We start from the raw sequence: 25,785 nt of genomic DNA on the forward strand, positions 1-25,785 counted from the left end.
CTTTCACGAGTGCCCGCCCTTCTTGACGGTAACCAGCTAGCGTTCGTCGCGCTGTTCAGAGTCCCCCTGAGGGAGATCTTCATGGATGTTCACGGCCCCGCGCTGACGCTCCAGGTAAGCATCAGCCGAAGGGACGTGGGCGACCACGGGGAAGTCACCGGTGTAGCCCTCGCGCACCCGGGCGATTTCGTTGACTCGCTTACGGACCAGGAACCAGCCAATAATCAGGATGGGGACCATCAGCAGGAAGGTACCCAGCGTCCAGGTACCTACCGGGTAATCAATAGCCATCAGTACAAGTACAGCAGCCAAGAAGACAAGGACAAGCCAGTCACTCACCGGTGAGAAGGGGGCACGGTAGTCCGGGCGCACATACTTGCCTTGCTTAGTCAATTTGATGAATTTCATGTGGGATAGGGTGATAGCTGCCCAGCCCGCCATGGTACCCAGGGCACCCATGTTGAGCACAATTTCAAAAGCGTTCTCGGGAACTACAAAGTTGAGGAAGACACCAGCAACTGCAACAAAAGCGGTTATCACGATTCCCCCGAAAGGCACACCACTCTTCGTTAGTTTGCCGGCAAATGCAGGGGCAGAACCAGCCTGAGCCATGGAATACATGATGCGGCCGGTGGAGTAAAGCCCAGCGTTAAGGGAGGAAAGCGCTGCGGTAATAACGACCAGCTGCATGATAGGAGCCGCGTAGTCCACCCCAATAGAACCAAAGAAGGTAACGAAGGGCGAGACACCTGCGGAGTAAGCAGTGTAGGGCAGCAGCAGGCAGAGCAAGAGGACAGAACCAACGTAGAAAATAGCGATACGCAGAATCACGGTGTTGATGGCCTGAGGGATGATTCTGCGGGCATCCTGAGTTTCGCCAGAGGTAGTACCGACCAACTCGATACCGGCATAGGCAAAGACCACACCCTGCACCACAATGAGGGCAGGTAGCACGCCGTTGGGCAACAGCCCCCCGTTATCCACAATGAGCGAGAAGCCGGTGGGGGTGCCGGTGGGGGTGCCAAAGATAACCATGTAAATACCCACGATCATGAAGATGACCAGTGCACTAATTTTGATGAGGGAGAACCAGAATTCCAGCTCACCAAAGACCTTGACCGAGAGCATATTGAAGAAGAGCACAAAGGCAACCACGAAGAGGGCAATAACCCACTGATCCAGCCCCGCAATAAACTCGCTGTACTGACCGAACCAGAGAATATATATCGCCACGGCGGTGGCATCTGCCACCAGAGTCATTGCCCAGTTGAGCCAGTAAAGCCAACCCGACACATAGGCCGCTTTCTCACCGTAGAACTCGCGGGAGTAGGACACGAAAGAGCCGGATGATGGGCGGTGGACGATAAGCTCACCCAAGGCACGCAGAATGAGGTAGCCAAAGAAACCGCAAATAGCGTAAAGAATGAAGAGGGAGGGGCCAGCAGACTCGAGACGCGAGCCCGCACCCAAAAAAAGACCGGTGCCGATGGCGCTACCCATGGCAATCATTTGAAGCTGACGGCGGCCAAGACCCTGGTGTAGACCAGCTTCCTCGTGCGCGAAGGCGTCGTCAGACGCAATCTGTTGTGGTGTCTTGTGTGACATGACGTCCCTTTTTCTCTTAGTGAGGGTTTCAAGTCACAGGTTTATAGTTAGCTAGATTACATTCATGACAGAACTTTGGGAAGTAGTCTCACTAAATTTCTCGGCCATTCTTATAATTTCTGGCAGGACTTGGAGCGGGTAAAGGTGTACCCGCCCACACGACACCCCACCGCAGGTTCACTTTCTACCATCAAAAAATAAAAGACGCCCGCCGCAACATGAGCGTTACGGCGGGCGGCCTATAGGTTATGGGGTTAGGAGGTAAAAACTCTTAGTAACCTTCAGGGAGCACACGTACCCCGCCCTTATCGGCTGAGGACGCCATCATGGCGTAGGCACGCAGAGCTTTAGACACCTGACGTTCACGGGGCTTGGTGGGTACCCAAGGCAGGGGGCCCTTGGCAGCACGGCGGGCTTCTAGCACTTCATCGGGCACATTGACCTGCAACAGGCGCTCGTGCACGTTGATTTCGATCTCGTCACCGGTCTCAATCAGGGCGATAGCACCACCTGCAGCAGCCTCGGGTGAGACGTGGCCAATGGAGATACCCGAGGTACCACCGGAGAAACGGCCGTCAGTGATCAGTGCACAGGTCTTACCCAGCCCGAGACCCTTGAGGTAGGAGGTGGGGTAGAGCATTTCCTGCATGCCGGGGCCACCGCGGGGGCCCTCGTACTGAATGACGACGATATCGCCCTCTTTAACGTTCTTGGAGAGAATTTCAAAGACGGCCTCGTCCTGAGATTCAACCACGAAGGCACGGCCCTTGAAATGGAAGAGCTCCTCATCAATGCCAGCGCTCTTGATGATCGCACCATCGAGGGCGATGTTGCCGCGCAGAACCGCCAGCCCACCGTCCTTGGTATAGGCGTGCTCAACACTGCGAATGCAGCCGTTCTCGGCGTCAGTTTCCAGGGATTCGTACTGGTTAGCGGTTGAGAAAGCCTGGGTGGTACGCACGCCACCGGGGGCTGCGCGGAAGAGTTCCTTGGCACGTTCAGAGGCAGTGCCGGAGCGGACGTCCCACTCCCCCAGCCAGGTGTCCAAATTGTCGGCGTGAACAGAATGAACGTTCTGCTTTAGCATCCCGGCACGGTTGAGCTCACCCAGTAGGGCGGGGATGCCGCCGGCGCGGTGCACGTGCTCAATGTGGTATTTGGTGGAGTTAGGGGCTACCTTGGCAAGGCAGGGAACTCGGCGGGAAATATCGTCGATATCCTGAAGGGTAAAGTCAACCTCAGCCTCGTTAGCAATCGCCAGGATGTGCAGCACAGTATTGGTGGAGCCGCCCATAGCGACGTCCAGCGCCATAGCGTTCTCAAAAGCCTCTTTGGTAGCAATGGAGCGGGGTAGTACGCTCTCGTCGTCCTGCTCGTAGTAGCGCTTTGCCAGATTAACAATGGAGGTGCCGGCGTCCAGGAACAGCTGCTTGCGGGCGATCTGGGTTGCTAGGGTGGTGCCATTGCCGGGCAGAGCAAGACCAATTGCTTCATTGAGGCAGTTCATGGAGTTAGCTGTGAACATACCAGCACAGGAACCGCAGGTGGGGCAGGCGTTCTTTTCGATCTGGGCAAGCTGCTCATCGGTGACGGACTCATCCACTGCCATCGACATGGCATCGACAAGGTCCAGGCGGTGCTCAACAACGCCCTCAATACCTTCACCGGATTCCATGGGACCGCCGGAGACGAAGATGGTGGGGATGTTCAGGCGCATGGCGGCCAGCAACATGCCGGGTGTGATTTTGTCGCAGTTAGAGATGCAAACCAGGGCGTCAGCGCGGTGGGCGTTGACCATGTACTCCACGGAGTCCGCGATGAGGTCGCGGGAGGGTAGGGAGTAGAGCATGCCGTCATGGCCCATGGCGATGCCGTCGTCCACCGCGATGGTGTTGAATTCTTTGGCGACGCCGCCAGCTTCTTGAATGGCGCCAGCGACCAGGTCGCCCATGTTTTTAAGGTGGACGTGGCCAGGCACGAACTGGGTGTAGGAGTTGGCAATAGCAATGATGGGCTTGCCGAAGTCGTCATCGCCCATACCGGTGGCGCGCCAAAGCGCGCGGGCACCAGCCATGTTCCTGCCGTGAGTTGATGTTCGCGAGCGCAGTTCAGGCATTGTATTCCCCTTGATAACTGGTGGTAGTCGTCTTTGGGTATATAGTCTACGCCGGGACGCCGGTGAGGGTATATGCACCCCCAGGTGTTCTCAGATAGTGGAGTTTAGACGGTGGTGGGTTTTTCTCCTTAAGCAGCACCTGGTGAGAGGCCTCGCGGCGGTGTATCCGGTCCGGGGGTGAGCGGGAACATGGATGAGAGCGCCGTGAGCGTCGTAGTGCCGCAGCATACGCACAGATAGACGGGTCAGGGAGCTGAACTCGCCAATAGTCATGAGGTTCGTGGTTTCAGCCACATCCCCGGCTTGTGCCCTCATATCATGTCAGCGTCACTACACAGACGTTTAAGGAAGGGCGCTCGTAAGGGTGGCACCTCACGATGCAGGCCACATGAACGTTTTAGGTCAGTCTCCTGTCACAAAGCTGACACAGAGAAATATTGAAGGACTTAGCTTCAGGGCTTGGGGTTGGCGGCGGTCAAAAGGTTAGCTAGAAATACGGCACTTCCACACTGTTAGCGCCGCTACAGCCGTAGGATCAACCCAAGGAGCAGCAATGCCCATCAACACAGACCGTATTTTGACCACCCACGTCGGCTCCCTGCCGCGCACCGACCGCTTGCGTGAGGCAAACGCCCGCCGCCAGACAGGTGACCTGTCCGAAGCTGACTTCCAGCAGATTCTTACTGAAGAGGTCCGCGCAATTGTTGCACAGCAGGTAGAGCTGGGCATCGATATTGTGAACGACGGCGAATACGGCCACGCCATGACAAATACCGTGGATTACGGTGCCTGGTGGACCTATAGCTTTGCCCGCACCGGTGGGCTAGAGCTAACGGAGGATAACCCGGCGTTTGAAGTTGTGCGCTCCACCCCCGGGGACCTGCGCTACACCAGCTTCGCTGACCGCCGTGATCGCGCTGCTTTCCTCAGCGCCTACGACGAGGTGGTAGACGTTGATCTCAAAGTCGTGGATGCCTTTCCTGCCGCCACTAGCGCTATCAGCTACATCGGGCAGGAGGACGTCGCCAGCGATGTCCGCAACCTCACCGGCGCGCTCAAGGGTAGCGGGGCGCACTCAGGTTTTATCGCAGCTCTTTCCCCCGGATCTGCAGCCCGCGTTGGCAACAAGCACTACGCCACCGACCGCGACTTCCTCTTCGCCTGGGCAGACGTCCTCAAGCAGGAGTACAAGGCAATTACGGACGCCGGGCTCACCCTGCAGATTGATGATCCCTCCATCGCAGAGGGCTGGGATCAGATCAACCCCGAACCCAGCGTCAGTGATTACCTCGCCTTTATTCAGGACTCAGTGGACGCGCTCAACTACGCCTTAGAAGACATTCCCACCGAGCTCACCCGCTTCCACCTTTGCTGGGGTTCCTGGCACGGCCCCCACACCACCGACCTGGAATTCAAACACATCGCCAAGACCATGCTCTCTATCGATGCGCAAGGCTACACCTTTGAGGCAGCCAACGTGCGTCACGCCCACGAGTGGAAGGTCTGGGAAAACCTAGAACTGCCGGAGGGCAAGTACATTGTGCCCGGCGTTGTTTCGCACTCTACCAACGTGGTGGAACACCCCGAGCTGGTAGCTCAGCGCATCGAGCAGTTCGCCTCGGTGGTGGGCAAAGAAAATGTGGTTGCTTCTACCGACTGCGGCTTGGGCGGACGCATTCACCCAGAAATCGCTGTAGCTAAACTGGCATCCCTATCTCAGGGGGCCGCATTAGCGTCCCAGCGTCTCTTCTAAAGACGCAGACGCTTACTCACTGAACTGGCAGGGTGGCTAGGGCTTGGGCTCTAGCCACCCTGCCAGTTAAGTAGCACCTGCCAGAAGGCTTACTTGACGCCACGCTCCTCCTGCAGACCCGGGGTGCATATAAGATTTTTTAAAATATGACCGCAGTTTTCCATGACCAACGAATGTAATTCGCAGCACCAGATAAAAACAAACTACAGGTCCATCACTATCGCAGATACTCCATTGATTCAGCGAGTCTCGCGCCCACCCAACATCCAACCCCTAAAATATTAAAAATGCACCAGGAATTGTGAAACAATCTCTCACCTCTTGCATTTTCTGCACATAAATCATTCGCTTAGGGGAGCCCCATGGGAAAGTTCGAACGCATCTATCATGACCTTGCTCGTGATATCGATGAAGGTAAATACAAGGTTGGCGACCTTCTACCCAGTGAAAAAATGTTGACCGAAAAGTACGCTGTGTCTAGGGAAACAGCGCGCAAGGCCCTAGCCATCTTGACTGACCGTGGCTACATTCAGCGCATTATGGGGAAAGGCTCACTGGTAGTAGACCACAAACGCTACTCCATCCCAGTATCCTCCCTCGTCAGTTACAAGGAATTTGCTGAATCTGCCAGCAAAACCGCTCATACTGAACTCATCTCCATTGAAGAAGGCATACTCCCTCCCGTGCCTTTTCAGCCCCTAGCAGTCAAAGAAGAGGTCACCTCCATCCCCGTGACCCATATCATTCGCGTACGTCATATGGACGGGATCCCCGCAATCATCGATTATGACTACATTGCGAAAAGCGTGGCTCCCATCATCCCCCAGCGTGCAGCAGAGAACTCCCTCTACCAATATTTTGAAGAGGAGCTAAACCTCAGCATCACTTCATCTGCTAAGCAAATTACAGTGGAACCGGCCACCCCCAACGATGCCAAATACCTTAATTTGCACGCTGGCGAATATGTAGCTGTTACTACCTCAATTACCGTATTAGAAGACGGCACAGCTTTTCAGTACACCATCTCACGGCATAGAGCGGACAAGTTCCGCTATCTAGATTTTGCCCATCGCCGTCAAAACATTCCTGAATCTGAATAAAGTGCCGGGAACTTTTTATCGCCTAGCTCCGCACCTGTCTAACAGGTAAGATTAAAGCTTGCCCAAGTGGCACGCTTTTTCTTTTTCACTACGGACCCATCGCGCCACCAAAGGCATCCACGAGAGCAGTCGAACTTTATGAGCATGCGCAACGCCGTCATCTACCAGATCTACCCCAAGTCCTTCTATGACTCTACCGGTAGTGGCACCGGCGACTTGCGCGGCATCATCGAGAAGGTTCCATACATTACCTCACTCGGTGTAGATATGGTCTGGTTCAACCCCTTCTTCATCTCGCCCCAAAACGACAACGGCTACGACATTGCCGACTACTACAATATTGACCCCACCATGGGTAGCATGGCCGATGTTGAAGAACTCATTGCGGCCCTCACAGCAGAGGGCGTTGGTGTCATGTTCGATATGGTGCTCAACCACGTTTCCATCGAACACGAATGGTTCCAGCGCGCCCTGGCTGGTGAGCAGGAGTACCAGGACTTCTTCTACCTCCGCCCCCTCCAGGAAGACGGATCCCTCCCCACTAACTGGGAATCCAAGTTTGGTGGCAAGTCCTGGAGCCAGTTTGGTGAAACCGACCTCTACTACCTTCACCTCTACGACACCACCCAGGCAGACCTCAACTGGCACAACCCCCGCGTCCGCCAGGAACTCTTCAAGGTCGTCAACTTCTGGGCGGATAAGGGCGTGCGCGGCTTCCGCTTCGACGTCCTGAACGTCATTGGTAAAGACACCATTTTGCATGACGCGGCGCCAGGTGAGAACGACAAGCTGCTCTACACCGACACCGAACGAGTGCACCCCTGGGTGCAGGAACTCAACCGGGAAACCTTCGGCAGTCTGGAGGGTGCAATCACCGTAGGTGAGATGTCCTCCACCACCATCAAGAGCAGCGTGCGTTACACCAACCCCGCCAACCGCGAGCTAGATATGGTCTTTAGCTTCCACCACCTCAAGGTGGACTACGTGGATGGCCAAAAATGGTCCGATACGCCCTTCCGCTTTATGGAACTCAAGCAGCTACTCACCGACTGGGCTGTGGGCATCCAGGCAGGCGGGGGCTGGCAGGCGTCCTTCTTCAATAACCACGACCAGCCGCGCGCCCTCAACCGCTTTGGCGACGCCGGCACCTACCGGGTGCAGTCCGCTCAGATGCTGGCCGCGGCCACTCACCTGACCCGAGGCACTCCCTACATCTATATGGGTGAAGAGATTGGTATGACAGACCCTGTCTATGAGTCCATGGACGACTACGTGGATATCGAGAGCCATAACGCCTACAAGATTCTCTGCAATGAGGGCATTCACCCGGCTGACGCCTTTAAAATTATCACCAAGAAATCCCGTGATAATTCGCGTACCCCCATGCAGTGGACGTCCGGAGCTAATGCCGGTTTCACCTCGGGCAAGCCCTGGCTACGCCCCACTTCACACGCTGAAATCAATGTTGAGGCTGAGGAGCGCGAGGGGCAGATTCTGCCCTTCTACCGCCGCCTGGTTCAGCTTCGCCACGACATGCCGCTGATCGCGGAGGGCACCTATGAGCCCTTCGCCCGCGAGCATGAAAGCGTCTACGCTTTTGTGCGCGAACACGAGGGTCAGCGTCTGCTGGTCCTCAATAATTTCTACGGCACCGAAACTAGCCTCACGATTCCCGTGGCTTTCGCTGCTGGGAGCGTGCTACTCAGCAACTATGGGCAGACCGAGCTAGGCGAAACCCTCACCCTGGCCCCCTACCAGACTCTGGCAATCCTAGCGGACGAGAAGGCAGCATGAGGCGCGGCGCGCGTCCCGTGTGCCGCACCCCGGTGCCTGCAGCTTAGAGGTACTCGAAGTTGATCTCGGTCTCTGCATCGAAGAAGGTACAGCGGGTCGGCGCGATTGAAATACGCATTCCCGCTTCGATCTCGTGCTTACCCAAGAGACGAATTGCCAGCGAACCGGTGCGCAGAGTGCCAGGAAGCTCACCGGCAGGACGCACGTAGGCGAAGGACTCTGCGCCCAGCTGTTCCACGTGGGTTACATCAACCGGCACACCGTCATCCTCAATATCCCAGTGTTCGGGGCGGACACCAACGATAACCTGATCCTCTACCTTGCCCACGAATTCCTGGGGAATTGGCACCTCAATACCGGGGGCTATCTGAGCGGTGGTCACCGAGCCGGGAATCACTGGAACCTGCTCAATCAGAGCCATCGACGGTGAGCCAATAAAGCCCGCCACGAAGGTGTTGCCGGGGTGGCGGTAGAGGTGCATGGGTTCATCAACCTGCTGCAAGATGCCATCTTTGAGAACCGCCACGCGGTCGCCCATAGTCATCGCTTCGGTTTGATCGTGGGTCACATAAATAGTGGTGACGCCCAGTTTGCGTTGCATCTCGGCAATCTGTGCGCGGGTAGAGACACGCAGGCGGGCATCCAGGTTAGACAAGGGTTCATCCATGAGAAAGACCTGCGGTTCGCGCACAATAGCTCGCCCCATGGCAACACGCTGACGCTGGCCACCGGACATATTGGCGGGTTTGGTGTCCAGTAAAGGCTCCAGTTCAAGCATGGCCGCAGCGTTCTCTACCCGCCGGTTGATTTCGTCCTTCGTCATACCCGCGTTCTCCAGCGCAAAAGCCATATTCTGGCGCGCCGTCATATTGGGGTAGAGGGCGTAGGACTGGAAAACCATGGCGACGTCCCGGTCGCGCGGACGCAACTCCGTCACGTCCTTACCGCCAATGAGCACGCTGCCCTCGTTGACCGGTTCCAAACCGGCGACCATGCGCAGGCAGGTCGATTTGCCGGAGCCAGAAGGCCCAACAAGGGTGAGAAACTCACCGTCCCGCACGTGAATATTCACGCGGTGCACAGCGGCAGGGCGTGAAGGGTCGTAGATGCGGGAGATGTGCTGAAGTTGGACGTCGACCATGGTTTTCCTCGTACTGACGGGCGTGGTTTAGAGATGGGGCTTGATGTCGCGGTCGATGACCTTCTGGGTTTCCTCCTGCAGGGAAGAGAGAACCTCAGTAACATCCTGACCTGCAACGATGCGGTCCAGTGCTCCACCGATACGCTTGCCACCACCATTGACAAAAACACGGGCGTAATCCTGGGACGCAGTATTTTCGCTCAGCTGTTCAATGGCGGTGCGGGCGTTGGGGTTCTCATCCAAGAAGGCTGCCTCATCAGGATGCTCGGCGGCGTCCTTACGAACGGGCATGTAACCGGTAGCCTGAGTGAACTCAATGGTGCTCTCGGTGCTGGTGAGCCAGTCAATGAACTTAGCTGCCTTAGCCTTGCGCTCATCTGAGATGCCAGCGGGAATCGACAGACCAGCACCACCGGTGGGGCAGCCGGGCGCAGGGCCGGGCATAAAGGCGGTGATGAAGGGGACGCTAGCGCTTTCGGTCATGCCGCCCAGAGAGCCGGTGGACGCCAAGGTCGCAGCGGTGTTACCCATACCAAACTCGTTTTCGGCGTCCTTAGAAATGACGATGTGGCCGGCCTTGACCTGGTCCTGTAAGAACTTAGCTGCTTCTACTGTCTTCTCGTCAGTGAAGGTGGGATCCCATTCCTTGGAGTAGTGACCGCCGAAGGTCCACATCATGCCCTGGAAGTACCAGTCCAGGTAGTTTGATCCGTCGGGGATCGACAGAGCCGCCTTACCGCCGTTAGCTTCTAGAAGTTTGGGCGCCCATTCGGCGAATTCCTGCCAGGTTTCGGGGCCGCGGTCGGTGGGCAGACCAGCTTTAGCTAACAGATCAGTGTTCAGGTACATGAGGCAGGTTGAGCGTGAGTAGGGTACGCCGTAGTGCTTGCCGTCGTAAACGTAGTCGCCTAGCAGGGTGTCAACGTAGGTGGAGGTGTCGATACCTTCTGACTCCCAGATATCGTCCAGCGGGGTCGTTGCCTCGGTGAAGGCGAAGTTGAACCAGGTGACATCCGATGCAACAACGACATCGGGTAGCTGTCCACCGGACAGAGCTGCGTTGAACTTCTGTGCCAGCTCCTCGTAGTTGGCGCCAGCATCAATGAGTTGCACCTGGTTATCGGGGTTATCTGCGTTCCACTGGTCGATAAGCTTCTGCTCAACATCGCGGGAGCTACCGGGGTGGTTTGACCAGAATTGTAGGGGGCCGCTAGCTTCCTGCCCATCTGAAGATGAGGTGGAAGTGCCGGTTCCGGCGCAAGCGCTCAATAGGGCGGCAGAGAGACCTAGGCCTGAGACGCTCAGCATGTGACGGCGTGAGATGTTCATGTATTCTCCTGTGAGGTAAGAAGAGGTGAGTTGTTGGGTGGGGGCTTAAGAGATGCAGGTGGCAGGCGGTTTAGCCCTTGACTGCACCTGCAGTGAGACCCTTAATCATGGATCGCTGCAGGAGAAGGAAGACGAGAATCATGGGCAGGGTTGCCAGAATGGTGCCCGCCATGACGGGGCCCCAGTTGGTGAGACCCTCATTGTTTTGAAGCAGGGTCAGGCCGATTTGCAGGGGCGCCACACGCCCGGTGTCCGAGATAAGGAAGGGCCAGAGGTACTGGTTCCATTCATTGACCGAGGTGATGAGGATAAAAGCCATCAGGGTAGGCCAGGACATGGGCAGGACGACCTTGAAAAGGGTCTTGAAGAAGCCCGCGCCGTCCATGGTTGCCGCTTCCATAATCTCAGCCGGTAGGGAGCGGAAGTGGTTGCGCATGAGGAAGGTACCGAAAGCAACGCCGGCCAGGGGCACGATAATACCTGTAAAGGTGTCACGCCAGCCCAGCTGAGAGACTAGGGCGTAGTTAGAGATAATGGTGATTTCGTTGGGTACCATCAAGGTGCCAATCACCAAGAAGAAGAGGGCATTGACGCCGGGGAATTTTATAAAGGCAAAGGCGTAAGCGCTGAGCACTCCCAGAGACACCTTGATGACCACCAGAATCGAGGTGATGATGATGGAGTTCATCAGGTACTGGTCAAAGTTGAGGGTGTTCCAGACGTAGGAGAAGTTCTGCGGAACCCAAACGCTGGGAACCCACTTGATAGGGTCAGCGTAGATATCGGCGTGATTCTTCAACGAAGTGATGACCACGAAGTAGAGGGGCAGGGCGATTACCAGGGCGGCAATGATGGCACCGGCGTAGCCACCGATTTTGCTCAGTGGGCTAATACCCAGAGCCACCTGTTGCCGTGACTTTTCTTTGCGTACTTTGGTCTTACCCGTAGCTTTAGAGCCGCGGCTGGCGGTCTCTTTTTTGGCAACAGGCGGGATGACCTGTTTGAAGGCGTCCTCAGAACGATGAGTGTTCATGGCTTACTTATCCCTTTCCTGCATACGAACCTGAACCACGGTGATAACTAGAACCGCCAAGAACATGATGGTTGCAATGGCAGCACCGTAGCCTGCACGGGAATTAACGAAGGTCTCCTGATAGACCTGGTAAACCAGGGTGGTGGTGGAGGTTTCCAGGGGGCCACCGCGGGTCATCACGTTGATGATGTCGAAGACCTGTAAGGAGTTCAGTAGCACGGTGATGGAGAGGAAGAAGGTAGTGGGACGCAGCTGCGGCAAGGTGACCTTGAAAAACTTGCGGAGGCGCGGGGTGCGGTCAATTTCTGCCGCTTCATCGAGATCTTTACGCAGACCCTGCAAGGCGGCGAGGTAAATGACGAAGGTATAGCCCAGGTTTTTCCAGATATAGGTGGTCGTAATCATGAACAGGGCCCAGTTGGGGTTGGTGTAGAACTGGGGCGAGTCAAGACCGACCCTGCCAAGAAGGTCTTGAATCAGACCGTAGCCGGGGTCAAAGACAAACTGGAAGGCAACACCAACCGCCGCACCCGAAATAACGTAGGGGGCAAAGACCAGCGAGCGGACCGCGTTGCGCCCCCTGAGGGGGCGGTCCAGTAGCAACGCCAAAGCAAGACCAAGAACCATCGATCCAGCAACAGCAGCCACCGTGAAGATGGCGGTCTGCAGGACGATTTGCCAGCTGACGGGGTTTTGTGCCCATTCGATGTAGTTATCAAGACCGACGAAGGTGGCTGGGCGCGTGGAGGCGATGTTCCAGTTATAGAACGACAAACGAATGTTATCGATCAGGGGTCGGTAAGTGAAGACCAGTAGCAGGATCAGGTTGGGCAAAACCAGGGCAAGACCCAGCAGGGTTGCCTTGGTTCCGCGCTTGTATTTACGCTGGGGCGGTTCGTGGGTGAGAGTCGAATTTTCGAGTCCAGGAATGGTAGGTGCGGTCACATAGCTGAATTTATCCTAAAAAAATGAACAGATAGTGTATTGCATCACTCTGGCAACTAAATCGTGTCGCACTTTTAGGTTACTTCACCGGTCAGCATTCACCCCTGTAGCCAGTGCGCCCAGCCGTCCTGGTGCAGCACTCTACATTTTGACGCTGCGCAGAGTTCGCAGAGCCACAAGAGCTGCGAGCACCATGACCGCCGCACCGATTAGGGAGGTGTAGACCGCTCCAGAGTCGAAGGCATGACGGGCTGAATCCAATAGTTGCTCAGCCAGGGCAGGTTCTAGATGCTGGGCAACGCTGGTGGCCCCACCCAAGGTTTCACGGGCCGCGTCAGCTGCAGCGGTGTCTACCCCTTCTGGCACAACCACCCGAGCAGCATATACCGCGTTCAGAATGGAGCCCAGCACGGCGGTGCCCATCACCGAACCGGTTTCGTAAGCAGTCTCAGAGATAGCGGACGCCGCTCCCGCCTTGGGTGCGGGAACACTGGTCATAATGATGTCATTGGAGAGAGTCTCGGCCATACCGATACCTGCACCCAGCAAAGCGAAAGCTAGAATGATACCCAGATCAGACTCCACCCGTGCCGAGTAGGCTACCAGCGCGAAGGCTAGCGAGCTGAGCATCAGCGCAAAAGCCACCACATGAGAGGGTTTAAAGCGCTTGACCATTCTGACCACCAACAGCCCCATAATCACCGTCGTGGCAAGCCCGGGCAGCAGCAAGAAGCTTGCCTGCAGGGGTGAATGTCCGCTGACCAGCTGCATATGCTGAGAGACAAAGTACAAGAAGCCAACCAGAGCAAAGACCGCCAGTAGATTGGCGGCTACCGCACCCGAGAAACGCGGGTTGGTGAAAAGGCGGACGTCCAACATGGGGTTGTTGCGTGCCAGCTGGCGGCGAGTGAAAAGCACACCTGCGATCACTGCCACCACTAGGGTGAGCGCGGTTTGCAGATCAAACCCAGCGGTCGCAAAGTGCTTGATGGAGTAGACCAGCGGTGCCATGGTTAGCATGACCAAAGCGATAGAGAGCGGGTCAATAGCACCGGGGTTAGGATCTTTAGATTCAGGCAACACCAGGGGCCCGGCAATGAGTAGAGGCAGGAGCACCGGTACTGCCATCAAGAAAATTGAGCCCCAGCTGAAGTGTTCAAGAAGCACTCCACCCACGATAGGGCCCAAGGCAGCGCCACCTGAGAAACCCGCAGCCCAAATAGCGATAGCGGTGCGACGCTCAACAGCGTCTTCAAACATATTTCTGATAATGGAAAGGGTGGCGGGCATCAGCATGGCTCCGAATAGGCCCATAGCGGCACGGGCTGCGATGAGCCAGTCAGCTGTGGGGGCGAAGGCAGCAGCTGCCGAGATGACAGTGAAACCCGTGCCACCGACCAGCAGCAGACGGCGGCGGCCCAGGCGGTCCCCCAGACTACCGGCTGGCACCAGTAGACCCGCGAGAATGAGCGGGTAGATATCGGTAATCCACAGCAGCTGGGCGCCCGTGGGATTAAGCTGTGCAGAAATGACCGGCAAGGCAAAGGAAAGCACAGTGTTATCAACAGACACCAAAAGCACCGGTAGCATCAGCACCGCTAATGCCCACCAGCGTTTGGGGTAGGGCGTTGTTGAGACGGGGTTCACGGCTGGGATTTGGCCGGTTGCCGAGCGCATGGGCACCTCAATACTCTAGGGGTTAGTGATTCCTACCCAAGATACTGTACCGTCTGGACGGTTCTACATCAAGGGTTTTGCGTGTACCCTGGAATACATGAGTGCACGCGAAAAGATATTGGATGCCTACGAGAGAGTGCTTGTTGAGAACGGCGAACGCGCCGCTACTTTAGAGGCCATAGCTAAAGCTGCAAGTGTCTCCAAGGGGGGTTTGCTCTACCACTTCAAGGACAAGCGGGCTCTGGCATCTGGGCTTTTGCAGCGCCTTGAGACCCTGGCTGAACAAGACGCAGTTCTTATGAGCCAGGACCCCGCTGGGGCCACCGACTATTATGTGCGTACCTCGGTCTGGCAGGACTCGCCTCTGGACCGAACCATCATTTCAGTTACGCGCCTGGGCAATGATTTTCAACCAGCGGTGAATACCGCCATGAAGCGGGTGCAAGACCGCTGGCTCAGTCTGCTTGAGGATGAGGTGAAGGACCCCCACGTTGCGCGGGCGATTTTGCTGATTGGGGACGGCCTCTACTACAACGCGGTGCTATCACAGGCAGGGGATAGCAGCGAGAAAGCAACCTCAGCACAGGGGCAGAGCCCCTCCCCCAGCCCAGCAGATATCAAAGGTCTACTGGGGGCTATCAGCAAACTAGTAGGCAATGCAGCCTAGAGCTGCTCAGGCAACCCATAGATCCTGAGCTTCTACAATAACTAACCTATTGGTGAAGATGAGTACCTTATAGCAGTGATGCCGGGTGGCTTCCCTTGGCTCTCAGCTCTCTTCCGTTGGGCTACCGCCATCTCTCCCACCACTGCTGTAGCACCGCTGAGTTAGTCATTTCCTCATCTGAGAATTTTTTAGACCTATTCTCTTGGCCATGGATGGCATCATGCACACCTTCCATACGCTCATCCAGCTCAGCTGTTACGCGAGCATTTTGGGTCAGTCCTTTAACTAGGTATTCAGGCACAGGGAAAGGCTATTCTTCCCGCTAAATCATTACACCCCACCCTTAATGTGGTGTGCCCTGGTTCATAATTCTTCATACCTAGACTTTTCACGTCATCCTCTGTCTTTCGTTTGCCAACCCCTACGAGGCATGATTAGAGTCAAACCCAACAAAACCATCAAGAGCGACCGAGAGACCTGGCTCAGTGACGTCGCAGCAACCAGCCCTTTGAGGCCCGGTGCTCCCGCCAGGAGGCGATGGAATCCCTTTTCCGCTCCGGCCTCCCCTCTGGATAGGCTTATGCTGTTCTAGGTTTCCCTCGCATGACTACGAGGAGTAAACAGTGATTCAACTGGATAACGTTTCGGTGAGCTACGGACGCGGCGAGCGCGAATTCTGCGCAGTCAAGGACGTCTCTCTCCACGTTCCCAAGTCATCTATACAAGGCATCATTGGGTTCTCTGGGGCAGGTAAGTCAACGCTTCTTCGTTCGATAAATCTGTTGGAGCGTCCCAGTGCTGGGCGGATTCTCATTGATGGGACTGACCTGACTATTCTCAACCCAGCGCAGCTACGCGAAGCCCGCCACAACATTGGCATGATTTTCCAGCACTTCAACCTGGTCAATAACCTAACCGTGCGCAAGAACGTTGAACTTGCCCTGAAATTTGCTGGTGTTAGCCGTGCGTTTAGAAAAGAGAAGGCGCGCCAGGCTCTTGAAATTGTGGATTTGGCGAGCAAAGAAAATGCCTACCCCGGGCAGCTGTCAGGGGGCCAAAAACAGCGGGTAGCGATAGCCCGTGCCCTAGCACCTCAGCCTCAGATTCTTCTCTGCGATGAGCCGACCTCCGCCGTCGACCCACGCACCACTGGAAGTATTTTGCAGTACCTCAAAGATATTAATACCGAATTTGGAATTACCACTGTTCTGGTTACCCACGAGATGAACGTAGTCAAGGCTTTGGCCGATGAGATTGCGATTCTTGAGGGCGGCGCCTTGGTTGAGCAGGTGAGCACCAAAGATATTCGCCGTAAAAATTTCATTCCTACTAGCGACATTGGCGCCTACCTGCTTGATGACTCCATCAGGCTTAACCCCACCGTTGAGCTAGCCGCATCAGAACCCGTTCAGTCTGTAGAGGAGCTACACCATGTTTGAGCGCATTGTTGAAATTTATCCGGAACTTCTGACAGCACTGGGGCAGACCTTTACCATGATTGCAGTAGCTATTCCCCTGGCTATTGCCGGTGGTACCCCCCTGGGGATTCTGCTGTACCTTTGGGGGCCAGATGGGCTCTCCCCTCGACCTAAAGTGCACAAGGTACTCGACACCGCGGTGAACATAGCCCGCTCTTTTCCCTTTCTGATTTTGCTCATTGCCATCATTCCCTTCACCAGACTTTTGGTGGGAACAACCATCGGCACCGCCGCGGTCATCGTCCCTCTCACCATCAACGCAGTGCCCTACTTCGCCCGTTTTGTAGAGCAGAACCTCACACAGTTAGGTCAGGGCACCGTAGAAGCAGCCCTTGCTATGGGAGCTAAACACCGCCAGGTAATTTCTCATGTTCTGCTGGTGGACGCAATTCCCGCCCTGGTTGGGTCTGTCACCATCATGACGGTCAGCTTTATTTCTTACTCAGCTATGGCAGGGCTGGTAGGCGGTGGAGGTATAGGCGACTTCGCTATCCGCTACGGCTACTACCGTTACGAAACCCCGCTGATGGTCCTAGCGATCCTTCTTATGATTGCCCTGGTATCTCTGGTGCAGGTCAGCGGATCTCGTCTTTCACGGGCCCTCGATAAACGCTAACACTATAAAAACTTCACCCCGCACGAGGATAACTATGTCTACTTTTAGCCAGCGCCCCCGCCTACTGTTGAGCGCTTTTGTTATGAACACTGGCAACCATATTCGCGGCGGTCAGTGGCGCCATCCCGATGCCCAGCAGCACCGTTTCAACGAGCTAGCCCTCTGGACTGATTTAGCCCAGCAGCTAGAAGCTGCCCACTTTGACGCGCTCTTCCTGGCAGATGTGGTGGGTCTGTATGGAAACCATGAAGGCAGCACAGACTCACTTATTCGTAAAGGCCTTCAAGTTCCTTCCAACGACCCGCTGGTACTGGCATCAGCTCTGGCTGCTGTCACTCAGAACCTGGGGTTGGCTATTACCTCATCGGTGATTCAGGCGCACCCCTTTACCTTTGCCCGCCAACTCTCAACCCTTGATCACCTGAGCGGTGGCCGGGTTGCTTGGAACATCGTTACTAGCTCTTTAGAAAACGCCCACAAGAACTTTGGCAGTTCCTCCATCACGGAGCACGACCAGCGTTACGACTGGGCAGATGAATATTTGGAGGTCTGTTACAAGCTCTGGGAGAGCTCCTGGCAGGAGGGTGCGCTGCTCACAGATAAAGAGTCCGGTATCTTTGCTAACCCGTCAAAGGTTCACAAAATCAACCATTCTGGCCAACGTTATTCTGTGGAGGGGCCGCATCTGGTGTCTCCTTCACCCCAGCGAACTCCCTTACTGTTTCAGGCAGGTAATTCAACCCGGGGCACGGTATTCGCCGGTAAACATGCCGAAGCTGCTTTTGTTTTTGCTCCCTCTCCCGACTACGCTCAGAGGTTTTCAGAAAAGCTGCGGGTGCAAGCAGAGGCAGCAGGACGGCGCCGGGAGGACATCAAGCTCTTTGCGGGCCTGTCCTTCACGGTTGGCTCCACGGAAGAGGAAGCTCACCGCCTGCACGAAGCAGAGCGGGAGTACCTAGATGTTGATACGGTGCTGGCCCATATCGGCGGAAGCCTGGGCATCGATTTAGGTGGACTTCCCTTAGATACTCCCTTAGGTGACATCGAAACCGAAGGCTCACGTGGGATCCTAGATGCGATTAAGGCCTCTACCCCGGGCCAGAATCCTACGTTAGAGGACGTTGCCCGCTACCGTACCGAGGCCCAGCACCTGGTAGGAACCCCAGAGCAGATTGCCGATCAGCTAGAGCGCTGGCAGGACGCCGGAGTGGCTGGAATTAATGTCATCAACTCCTTCTTACCCAGCTCTTATACGGACTTCATCGACCATATTCTGCCCGAACTGACCCGCCGCGGACTAGCCCAAACGAGCTATCCCCCCGGGACTCTGCGCGAAAAATTTGGGGAATCCCAACCCTACAGCGCCAACCCCACTGCAACTTTTTACCGCACACACTAAAACCTCTTCTTATCCTAAGGACGTACACCATGAGCCTCTCTATCAACCGCCGACAGCTTCTCATCAGTTCAGGCATCGCAACCCTAGGCGCACTGGCATTCAGTGCCTGCGGCACTGCCGCTAGCGGTAACGATAAAACCATCACCATCATCGCTACTGAATCAGCCCCCTACCAGGAGCCCACCAAAATCGCCCAAAAAATTCTGAAGGAAAAAGGCTGGGACCTACAGGCAACCTACGTCACCGATATCGTGCAGCCCAACCTCGAGGTTTCCCAAGGCACCTATGACGCTAACTTCTTCCAGCACGGGGCATACCTGCAGCAGTTTAAGCGGGACAAGGGGCTTGATTTGGTGCCCCTTTTCTACGAGTACACGTCCCCTGCTGGTATCTGGTCACAGAAGTATTCATCCCTGGATGCCCTGCCTCAAGGGGCGAGGATCGCCATCCCGGTCGACACCTCCAACAACGGCCGTGCTTTAGCTCTTCTTGCCCAGCATGGTCTTCTCACCCTTACCGAAGGTAAGCCTGTGACCCATCTTTCTCAACAAGACATCCTAGAAAACCCCAAAGATCTCCAGTTCGTAGAGGTCGACCAGCAGTCTCTGTCCAAGACCTTACCGGACGCTGACGCCGGTTTTCTTTTTGTCCGTCTCGCCTCAGAAATTGGGTTGGAACCTCAGGCCGCGCTGGCTTTTGAAACCACTGAAGACGCCCTGCCCTACATTTGCCTGGTAGCTGCCCGTCCAGATTTTGTTGGCACAGAGAAAGCTCAGGCGCTACAAGATGCCTTCCACTCAGATGAGGTTCGGCAGTGGTACAAGGACTACATCGGCGGGGTGCTCGATACCCCCTGGGACCGAGACATTAAAGCTGATTTTGCCTCCTGGGACGTAGACGCCTAACCCCATCTGGAGAGAAGAACGACACATGACACTTTCAATTTTGCCCACTTTTACCACCGTCCAGCGGAAGGCAAGCCACAAGCACTGGGTGGAGGTTGCCCATAAAACCGCTGAGAAACTGCGCGCAGATGTGGTGGAGCGCGACAGCGCTAATTTACCGCCGTTTGCTGCTAAGAAAATACTGCAAGATTCCGGCCTACTTCCCCTAAATATCCCTCGCTCGTTAGGCGGTGAAGGTCTGAACCTGCATGAGGCTTTTGAGCTGGTTCAGATCATTGCCCGGGCTGATAACTCAACGGGGCAACTCCTGGGGTACCACTACCTCTTTCAGGTTTTCCCCTACTTAGATATTGAGGGTGAGCGCGCTCAGCAACTGGCAACAGACAGCATCACCAACCGTTGGCTATTCTCGTCCACAGGCACACCTCAGGGGAGCCAGGTGCAGGCACAACGGGTAGAAGGTGGCTACATCATTAATGGTCTTAAGCCTTTTGCTACCGGTAGCAGGGTGGCAGATCAAATTTTTGCCCGCGTCTTTACTGCTGAGGGGGACCGTATTGCTCTGCTGGTTGATACCACTGTGGATGGGGTTGTGTTGCATGATGACTGGGATGTCTTGGGGTCCCGTGGGACAGCAACCAATAGCATTGAGTTCCGGGACGTTTTTGTGGCCCAAGAAGCGGTCATTGCCGACGTTGGGCCAACCGACGCTGACCGGGAAGTCTATAAGACCCTGTCAACGCTCGGCTTTCAGCTGCTCTTTAGCACGGTCTATCTGGCTGCAGCAGAGGGCGCCTTCCTTGAGGCGCTAGGGTACACGCGCGATACATCGCGGCCCTGGTTTCACGCTGATGTACAAAAGGCCACAGACGACCCCTATATTGTGCGCACCTACGGGGAGCTGGCCAGCAAACTACAGGCACTGAGCGCTCTAGTGCAGCAGGCGACCGATAGCTTGGATTGGCTCATCAGCCAGGGCAAGGGAATCACTCTTGAGCAGCGCTCAGCAGTTGCTGAGAATATTGTGGCTGCCAAGATTACTGCCCACGAGGTGAGCCTGGAGGTCACTCAGAGAGTCTTTGATGTGACCGGTGCAAGAGCCACCAAGACCGAACTTGGGTTAGACCGCCACTGGCGAGATGTCCGCACTCATACCCTGCATGACCCTGTTGCCTATAAATGCAAGGAGCTGGGCGCCTACCTGCTGAACGGTGAGTTGCCTGTTCCTAGCGCCTATCAGTAAAACGCAGAGGCGTGACCTCTCCGCACACGTAAACTGCGCGGGGAGGATTGGCCGGTTTTAGAGCCACTCTTTCTTTTTGAAAACCAACCAGAGTCCCAGAGAAACTGCCACCATCACCCCTAACGCAAAGGGGTAGCCAAAAGCCCAGTGGAGCTCGGGCATATCGTCAAAGTTCATGCCGTAGATTGACCCGACGATGGTGGGGGCAACGAAGATAGCTGCCCACGCTGAAATTTTCTTCATGTCATCGTTCTGACGTTCAGCAACAATCGTGGCATTGACCTGCAGAGCATTTTCTAGGGAAGTGAGCAGGTCATCCACCCGCTCGCTAACGTGCACCGCATGATCGTGCACATCGCGGTAGTGGCGCAGGAGTTCCAAGGTTTCTTCTTGTTGCTGCTCGGCACTCGCGTTGGCTTGCGTGCGGAGCCTGCCCATAATGAGCTCTAACATCTGGGCCACCGGTTTGACAGCGCGCTTGAAGTCACTGACTTCATTGAGCAGCCCGTAGATGCGCTGGGAGATTTCTGAGGCTTCATGATTGTCTCCAAAGAGGGAGTCTTCAATCTCATCCCCGTCATTTTCTAGACCCTCGACCACGGGGATATAACCATCGACTAGACCATCCATGAGCTGGTGTAAGAATTTCATGGGGGTGGGCTCGTCTTCAAGACGGGCGAAAGCGGCTTCCATGACTTCTTGGGAGTGAACCTCTGAGCGCAAGGAGTCTTTAATAAGCCAGATTACGAAGCGTGGACCAACAAAGACGTGGGCCTCACCGAACCTGATTTCCTCGAGTTCATCGACATAGACGGTGGGCTTAAGCACCACAAAGTAGATATCACCGTATTTTTCCATTTTGGCGCGCTGGTGGCCAAATTGAGAGTCTTCGACCGCTAGACGGTGCAGGCCAAAGGTGTCAGTGAGCCAGGCGAGGTCAGTATCGGTGGGGTTGCTAATCCCGATAAAGGCTTGTTCACCGGCCCGGTAAGCATCGATCGTTTGTTGTACCGAACCGCTAGATCGAGCAGCACCGGCGTCAGGGTTGAGGACGTTCAGGAGAAGAGGCATGGTCTCTATCTTAGGGCAGGACGCCGTGCGCGGCAGGGTCAGCGGCCTCAGCGGAAGGAGCCCCCACTGAGCAAGGAAGATTAGGGTCGATTCTCCTCCATGAGCGCCGGGCGAGGAATTCGACGTAAAACTCTGTAAAGGATGGTGCCCTGAAGGATGCCCAGGGCATACCCCAGGTCACTGAAAATCTTCACCCTTGTCTCTAGGTCGCGATAACGAGCCAGACGGTAGGGAGTTTTGAGCAGAATGGGCATCTGCTTGATGACCGAGGTATTTGTCTGCACCTGCGCAGGGAAACGTCTTGTCACCAGCACATCATTGAGACCGTAAAAGCGTTGACGTTTCAGTTGCTGAGCCGGGCTATGTGAAATCCGATAGGCAACTGCTGCCCCGTAGGCTTCTACCTGCCGCATACCTGCTAAGCGAGCGCGGGCAAAGAAATCCCAATCATCCCCGCCTCGGGTGTAGGAGGAATCGAAGCCTCTCAGCTGAAGCCCTGCTTCCCTGCGAAACGCTAAAGACCCCCCACCGATGAAGAAGTGAGTTTCAATGGGGGCAGAAGGGTCAGGGTCCTGAACAAAGACGTCCTGCCATTTAGGTTCAGTGAATAGCCGCTGCACCTCGGCGTGCTGCAGGCTCAGCCCTCCTTCGTCACTGATATAGAGGTATTGACCTAGCACGTAGGCATCGGGATAGGTGCACATTGCATCATACATCGCACGCACCCACCCCTGGGATACGAAATCATCAGCATCGCAAATCATAATAAAATCGCACTGCGATTCTTGAATCCCCACGTTCCGGGCATGGGAAACCCCCTGAATCTGAGAAGAATCCACGATGCGCACGTTGAGCCGATTCCGATATGGTTCAACCGCCGCTGCCAACTCATCTGTGCTGCCGTTATCACTGATAATTACTTCAAAGGTGGGTGCTGACTTTTGGAGCGACAGACATTCCAGCTGATCACCAATGGTGTGGGCGGCATTGTAGGCAGGAATAATAACGCTGACCAGAGGCTGACCTGCCACCCTTCCAGTAGGGTGGGCAGCGCGGTAGTCCACCCAGGACCGTTCCCTATCATACTGAGCATGTGCCAACGTCTCGCTCAGTGAAACCTGGGCTACTTTGGCCCTGCGAGCAGTATTCTGCTTAGACCAATCCCCCACCTCAAAGGTAGGAGCAGGGCCGAGATCCATCAGACCCCCGGAAGCTCGTTGCCCCCGAAGCTCGCTGGCAACAGCGTCCCACCAGGAAACGGAGAAAATTGCCAGCTCACGTGAACGAGATTGTAGGTGAGCGGTAATATCTTCACGCCGTTCAATCGCTTCAGTGAGAGCCTGATCAGCAACCTCAGCGATAAGCTCCTGCGACACAGCAAAACCCTCAACACCGTAATGAGCCATCAAGCCCGCTATCCGTATATCGGTGAATGCATCCGGTATGAGCGCAATATAGGGAACACCAGCTGCCAGAGAGAAAACACCGGGGTGGTAACGGTTAGAAAAGTTAAGGTGAGCGCCTTGGTGTATCGCTACCGTAGAATCTGCGTGCAGGACAGGAAGCACCAGGGAAGGTGAAGTCATACACTCAGCGATGCGCCGTGCAACAATAATGTCGTCAAGGGCGTCCCCGGGCCTACCCTTATGCTGCACCAGCACGGTGGTAAACCCATACCTTCGGTAAATATCATCCAACCGCGCAGCGATTTTCTGCACTTCAGAGTCACTCAGGTTGGTGAAAGTGGCACAGATATAGTCGCTGGGTAGCGTACAATCCGGGGCATGGGGAAGGTTTCGCTGACCTACCTGGTAGAAAGTCGCGTCATCCAGGCAATGTCTCGCATCTATTCCTAGCGCACGCACCCGGTCAAAGGAGGTCTGCTCGCGCATACCGACCAGCTGTGCAGCGCTCAGAAGCTCCGCCAGGGTACGCTCGTCCCGGTCGGTCAAAACAGGGCCAACAGACTGCCCTGAAATCACTAGAGGAATCCCGAAATGTTCTGCCACCAGAGCATAGGCTGCCCGCTCATACAGGAGCCAGCCGAAGACAGAGTTCATATTTCCGCCACCAGCTATCAGAATGCCATCCATGGCAGAAACATGATGGATGAATTCGGCAATCTCCCGCGCCACTCGGGCACCGCTCAGACAGGCTCGCACCTCTTCAAGATATTCTTCACGGCGAGCAGGCTCACCCGGAAAAATCAGGGTTTCTATATAACCTTGGGCAGAGCCAATGTAGGCGCGGGAGTGATCGGTCGAACGAGTAGCGATATAGGTTTCAAAACCCCGCTCTTCTAGAGCTACTTGGGCAGCGATACCCATAGCCTCATCACCGACGTGGTAATTTTCTTGCCCAAGATCCGCAAGGATTAGGACCTTTGGCACTTGATATACCTCATTCCAGACTGTGAGCTGCAGATTTCAATTAATGACAGAAGATAAGACCGCCAATGACGCCGCGTAGCTGTTTCCACCAGCTACTGAGCCCACAATGGCGGTCTTTTAGTGACTTTGACGAAGCTGTCTAGCTTTCGATCAGGTCGCGTACCACAATGGTCTGCTCGCGGCCCGGGCCGACACCGATTGCAGAGATGCGGCAGTCTGAGATTTCCTCCAGCTTTTCCACGTACTTCCGTGCGTTGGCTGGGAGATCCTCCAGGGTCTTAGCCTCGGTGATGTCCTCAGTCCAGCCGTCGAAGTACTCGTAGATAGGCTTAGCATGGTGGAACTCTGACTGGGTCATGGGCATCTCGTCATGACGCACGCCGTCCACCTCGTAGGCAACACATACAGGGATCTTCTCAAGCCCGGTGAGCACGTCCAGCTTGGTGATAAAGAGGTCAGTAAAACCGTTCACGCGCACTGCCTGACGTGCTAGCACGGCGTCATACCAGCCGCAACGACGGGGGCGGCCGGTGTTCACACCAAACTCGCCGCCGGTCTTCTGCAGGAATTCACCCATCTCATCAAAGAGTTCGGTGGGGAAGGGGCCAGCGCCCACACGGGTGGTGTAAGCCTTCTGAATACCGATGACTCGGGTGATGCGGGTGGGGCCTACACCGGAGCCAACGGATGCACCGCCAGCGGTGGGGTTAGATGAGGTGACGAAGGGGTAAGTGCCGTGGTCAACGTCCAAGAAGGTCGCCTGGCCGCCCTCCATCAGCAGGATCTTGCCCTCATCCAGTGCCTTGTTCAGCAGCTGAGTGGATTCAACAATCATGGGGCGCAGGCGGTCAGCGAAGCTCATGAAGTAGTCCACAATTTCTTCAACCTCGACGTGGCGGCGGTTGTAGACCTTGACCAGCAGTTCATTCTTCTGACGCAGGGCACCTTCGACCTTCTGGCGCAGGATGGACTCGTCCAGAATGTCCTGCACACGAATGCCCAGGCGGCCAATCTTATCCATGTAGGTGGGGCCGATACCGCGGCCGGTGGTACCGATGGCGCGCTTACCCAAGAAGCGCTCGGTGACCTTATCCATGGTCTGGTGGTAAGGAGCTACCAGGTGTGCGTTAGCTGAAATTTTTAGTTTGGAGGTGTCAGCGCCGCGTGCTTCAAGACCGTCGATTTCTTCAAAGAGAGCCTCGGGGTTAATCACCACACCGTTACCAATAACAGGTACCGCGTTGGGTGACAAAATGCCTGCCGGAAGGAGCTTAAGCTCGAACTTCTGACCGTTCACAACTACGGTATGGCCTGCATTATTACCGCCGTTAGGCTTCACCACGTAGTCAACGCGGCCACCTAAAAGGTCAGTCGCTTTACCCTTACCTTCGTCGCCCCACTGGGCGCCGACGATTACGATCGCTGGCATATATTCTCCTGTACTAGGATCTTCACCGGCCGGATTTCACGGCGGTGTGGTGTAGAACGAGAATCCAGTATCCAAGGCAGGTTTACGCGGAAAA

At 55.6% G+C, this 25,785-nt stretch carries 21 protein-coding genes and 1 riboswitch; of the genes, 9 read left to right on the forward strand and 12 right to left on the reverse strand.

Annotation, left to right across the window (positions count from 1 at the left end; translation table 11 throughout):
• Positions 1–36: 36 nt before the first annotated feature.
• From M3668_RS08000 to M3668_RS11170, 3 genes are all read right to left on the reverse strand, one after another.
• Positions 37–1,605: an amino acid permease gene (locus M3668_RS08000; protein ID WP_251380320.1), complete on the reverse strand. Its 1,569-nt coding sequence runs from the start codon at positions 1,603–1,605 to the stop codon at positions 37–39.
• A gap of 271 nt (positions 1,606–1,876) precedes the next feature.
• Complete coding sequence (gene ilvD / locus M3668_RS08005; protein WP_251380321.1) at positions 1,877–3,721, reverse strand: dihydroxy-acid dehydratase; 1,845 nt, start codon at positions 3,719–3,721, stop codon at positions 1,877–1,879.
• 90 nt (positions 3,722–3,811) lie between these two features.
• On the reverse strand, positions 3,812–4,036 hold the full coding sequence (locus tag M3668_RS11170; protein ID WP_346923903.1) for a MerR family DNA-binding transcriptional regulator: 225 nt from the start codon (positions 4,034–4,036) through the stop codon (positions 3,812–3,814).
• Between the two features lie 238 nt (positions 4,037–4,274).
• Here M3668_RS11170 and M3668_RS08015 point away from each other — a divergent pair, with 238 nt between their 5' ends.
• The 3 genes from M3668_RS08015 to treC all read left to right on the forward strand — a co-directional run bounded on the left by M3668_RS08015 (position 4,275) and on the right by treC (position 8,368).
• Positions 4,275–5,474 (forward strand): cobalamin-independent methionine synthase II family protein, encoded by a 1,200-nt coding sequence (locus M3668_RS08015; RefSeq protein WP_251380322.1) that lies wholly within the window; start codon positions 4,275–4,277, stop codon positions 5,472–5,474.
• A gap of 362 nt (positions 5,475–5,836) precedes the next feature.
• Positions 5,837–6,574, forward strand: coding sequence for a trehalose operon repressor (gene treR / locus M3668_RS08020; protein WP_251380323.1), 738 nt, complete (start codon positions 5,837–5,839; stop codon positions 6,572–6,574).
• A gap of 138 nt (positions 6,575–6,712) precedes the next feature.
• Complete coding sequence (treC, locus tag M3668_RS08025; RefSeq protein ID WP_251380324.1) at positions 6,713–8,368, forward strand: alpha,alpha-phosphotrehalase; 1,656 nt, start codon at positions 6,713–6,715, stop codon at positions 8,366–8,368.
• A 43-nt stretch (positions 8,369–8,411) separates the two neighbouring features.
• Here treC and M3668_RS08030 read toward each other — a convergent pair whose 3' ends face one another.
• From M3668_RS08030 to M3668_RS08050, 5 genes are all read right to left on the reverse strand, one after another.
• Positions 8,412–9,509, reverse strand: coding sequence for an ABC transporter ATP-binding protein (locus M3668_RS08030; RefSeq protein WP_251380325.1), 1,098 nt, complete (start codon positions 9,507–9,509; stop codon positions 8,412–8,414).
• 27 nt (positions 9,510–9,536) lie between these two features.
• Positions 9,537–10,838: an ABC transporter substrate-binding protein gene (locus M3668_RS08035; RefSeq protein WP_251380326.1), complete on the reverse strand. Its 1,302-nt coding sequence runs from the start codon at positions 10,836–10,838 to the stop codon at positions 9,537–9,539.
• 70 nt (positions 10,839–10,908) lie between these two features.
• Positions 10,909–11,871 (reverse strand): carbohydrate ABC transporter permease, encoded by a 963-nt coding sequence (locus M3668_RS08040; RefSeq protein ID WP_251380327.1) that lies wholly within the window; start codon positions 11,869–11,871, stop codon positions 10,909–10,911.
• A gap of 3 nt (positions 11,872–11,874) precedes the next feature.
• Positions 11,875–12,816 (reverse strand): carbohydrate ABC transporter permease, encoded by a 942-nt coding sequence (locus M3668_RS08045; protein WP_251380328.1) that lies wholly within the window; start codon positions 12,814–12,816, stop codon positions 11,875–11,877.
• 141 nt (positions 12,817–12,957) lie between these two features.
• Positions 12,958–14,493, reverse strand: coding sequence for an MFS transporter (locus M3668_RS08050; protein WP_251380329.1), 1,536 nt, complete (start codon positions 14,491–14,493; stop codon positions 12,958–12,960).
• A gap of 97 nt (positions 14,494–14,590) precedes the next feature.
• On the opposite strand from M3668_RS08050, the gene M3668_RS08055 reads away from it, so the two are divergent.
• Entirely contained in the window at positions 14,591–15,160 is a 570-nt protein-coding gene (locus M3668_RS08055) for a TetR/AcrR family transcriptional regulator (protein ID WP_251380330.1), read from the forward strand.
• A gap of 121 nt (positions 15,161–15,281) precedes the next feature.
• Here M3668_RS08055 and M3668_RS08060 read toward each other — a convergent pair whose 3' ends face one another.
• Positions 15,282–15,461 (reverse strand): hypothetical protein, encoded by a 180-nt coding sequence (locus M3668_RS08060; RefSeq protein ID WP_251380331.1) that lies wholly within the window; start codon positions 15,459–15,461, stop codon positions 15,282–15,284.
• A 151-nt stretch (positions 15,462–15,612) separates the two neighbouring features.
• A riboswitch (SAM riboswitch) is annotated at positions 15,613–15,704 on the forward strand.
• A 79-nt stretch (positions 15,705–15,783) separates the two neighbouring features.
• On the opposite strand from M3668_RS08060, the gene M3668_RS08065 reads away from it, so the two are divergent.
• From M3668_RS08065 to M3668_RS08085, 5 genes are read left to right on the forward strand one after another with little or no spacing between them, the layout of a single operon-like run.
• A complete protein-coding gene (locus tag M3668_RS08065; protein WP_251380332.1) occupies positions 15,784–16,599 on the forward strand; it encodes a methionine ABC transporter ATP-binding protein in 816 nt (271 codons plus the stop codon).
• On the forward strand, positions 16,592–17,254 hold the full coding sequence (locus M3668_RS08070) for a methionine ABC transporter permease (protein WP_251380333.1): 663 nt from the start codon (positions 16,592–16,594) through the stop codon (positions 17,252–17,254). The genes M3668_RS08065 and M3668_RS08070 overlap by 8 nt, the downstream gene beginning before the upstream one ends.
• A 34-nt stretch (positions 17,255–17,288) precedes the next feature.
• Positions 17,289–18,653, forward strand: coding sequence for an LLM class flavin-dependent oxidoreductase (locus M3668_RS08075; RefSeq protein WP_251380334.1), 1,365 nt, complete (start codon positions 17,289–17,291; stop codon positions 18,651–18,653).
• Between the two features lie 29 nt (positions 18,654–18,682).
• Positions 18,683–19,558: a MetQ/NlpA family ABC transporter substrate-binding protein gene (locus tag M3668_RS08080; RefSeq protein ID WP_237203221.1), complete on the forward strand. Its 876-nt coding sequence runs from the start codon at positions 18,683–18,685 to the stop codon at positions 19,556–19,558.
• A gap of 25 nt (positions 19,559–19,583) precedes the next feature.
• Positions 19,584–20,801: an acyl-CoA dehydrogenase family protein gene (locus tag M3668_RS08085; RefSeq protein WP_251380335.1), complete on the forward strand. Its 1,218-nt coding sequence runs from the start codon at positions 19,584–19,586 to the stop codon at positions 20,799–20,801.
• A 57-nt stretch (positions 20,802–20,858) separates the two neighbouring features.
• Here M3668_RS08085 and M3668_RS08090 read toward each other — a convergent pair whose 3' ends face one another.
• The 3 genes from M3668_RS08090 to M3668_RS08100 all read right to left on the reverse strand — a co-directional run bounded on the left by M3668_RS08090 (position 20,859) and on the right by M3668_RS08100 (position 25,691).
• On the reverse strand, positions 20,859–21,872 hold the full coding sequence (locus M3668_RS08090) for a magnesium and cobalt transport protein CorA (protein ID WP_251380336.1): 1,014 nt from the start codon (positions 21,870–21,872) through the stop codon (positions 20,859–20,861).
• Between the two features lie 80 nt (positions 21,873–21,952).
• Positions 21,953–24,262 carry a glycosyltransferase gene (locus tag M3668_RS08095; RefSeq protein ID WP_251380337.1) on the reverse strand — a complete coding sequence of 770 codons (2,310 nt, stop codon included), beginning with the start codon at positions 24,260–24,262 and terminating at the stop codon, positions 21,953–21,955.
• Positions 24,263–24,401: 139 nt separating this feature from the next.
• The gene (locus M3668_RS08100; protein ID WP_251380338.1) at positions 24,402–25,691 is read right to left on the reverse strand and encodes an adenylosuccinate synthase; all 1,290 of its coding nucleotides are present in this window, start codon (positions 25,689–25,691) and stop codon (positions 24,402–24,404) included.
• Between the last annotated feature and the right edge of the window lie 94 nt (positions 25,692–25,785).

The sequence above is a fragment of the Rothia sp. P100 genome, from assembly GCF_023712425.1.
GTDB classification, from domain to species: Bacteria; Actinomycetota; Actinomycetes; order Actinomycetales; family Micrococcaceae; genus Rothia; species Rothia endophytica.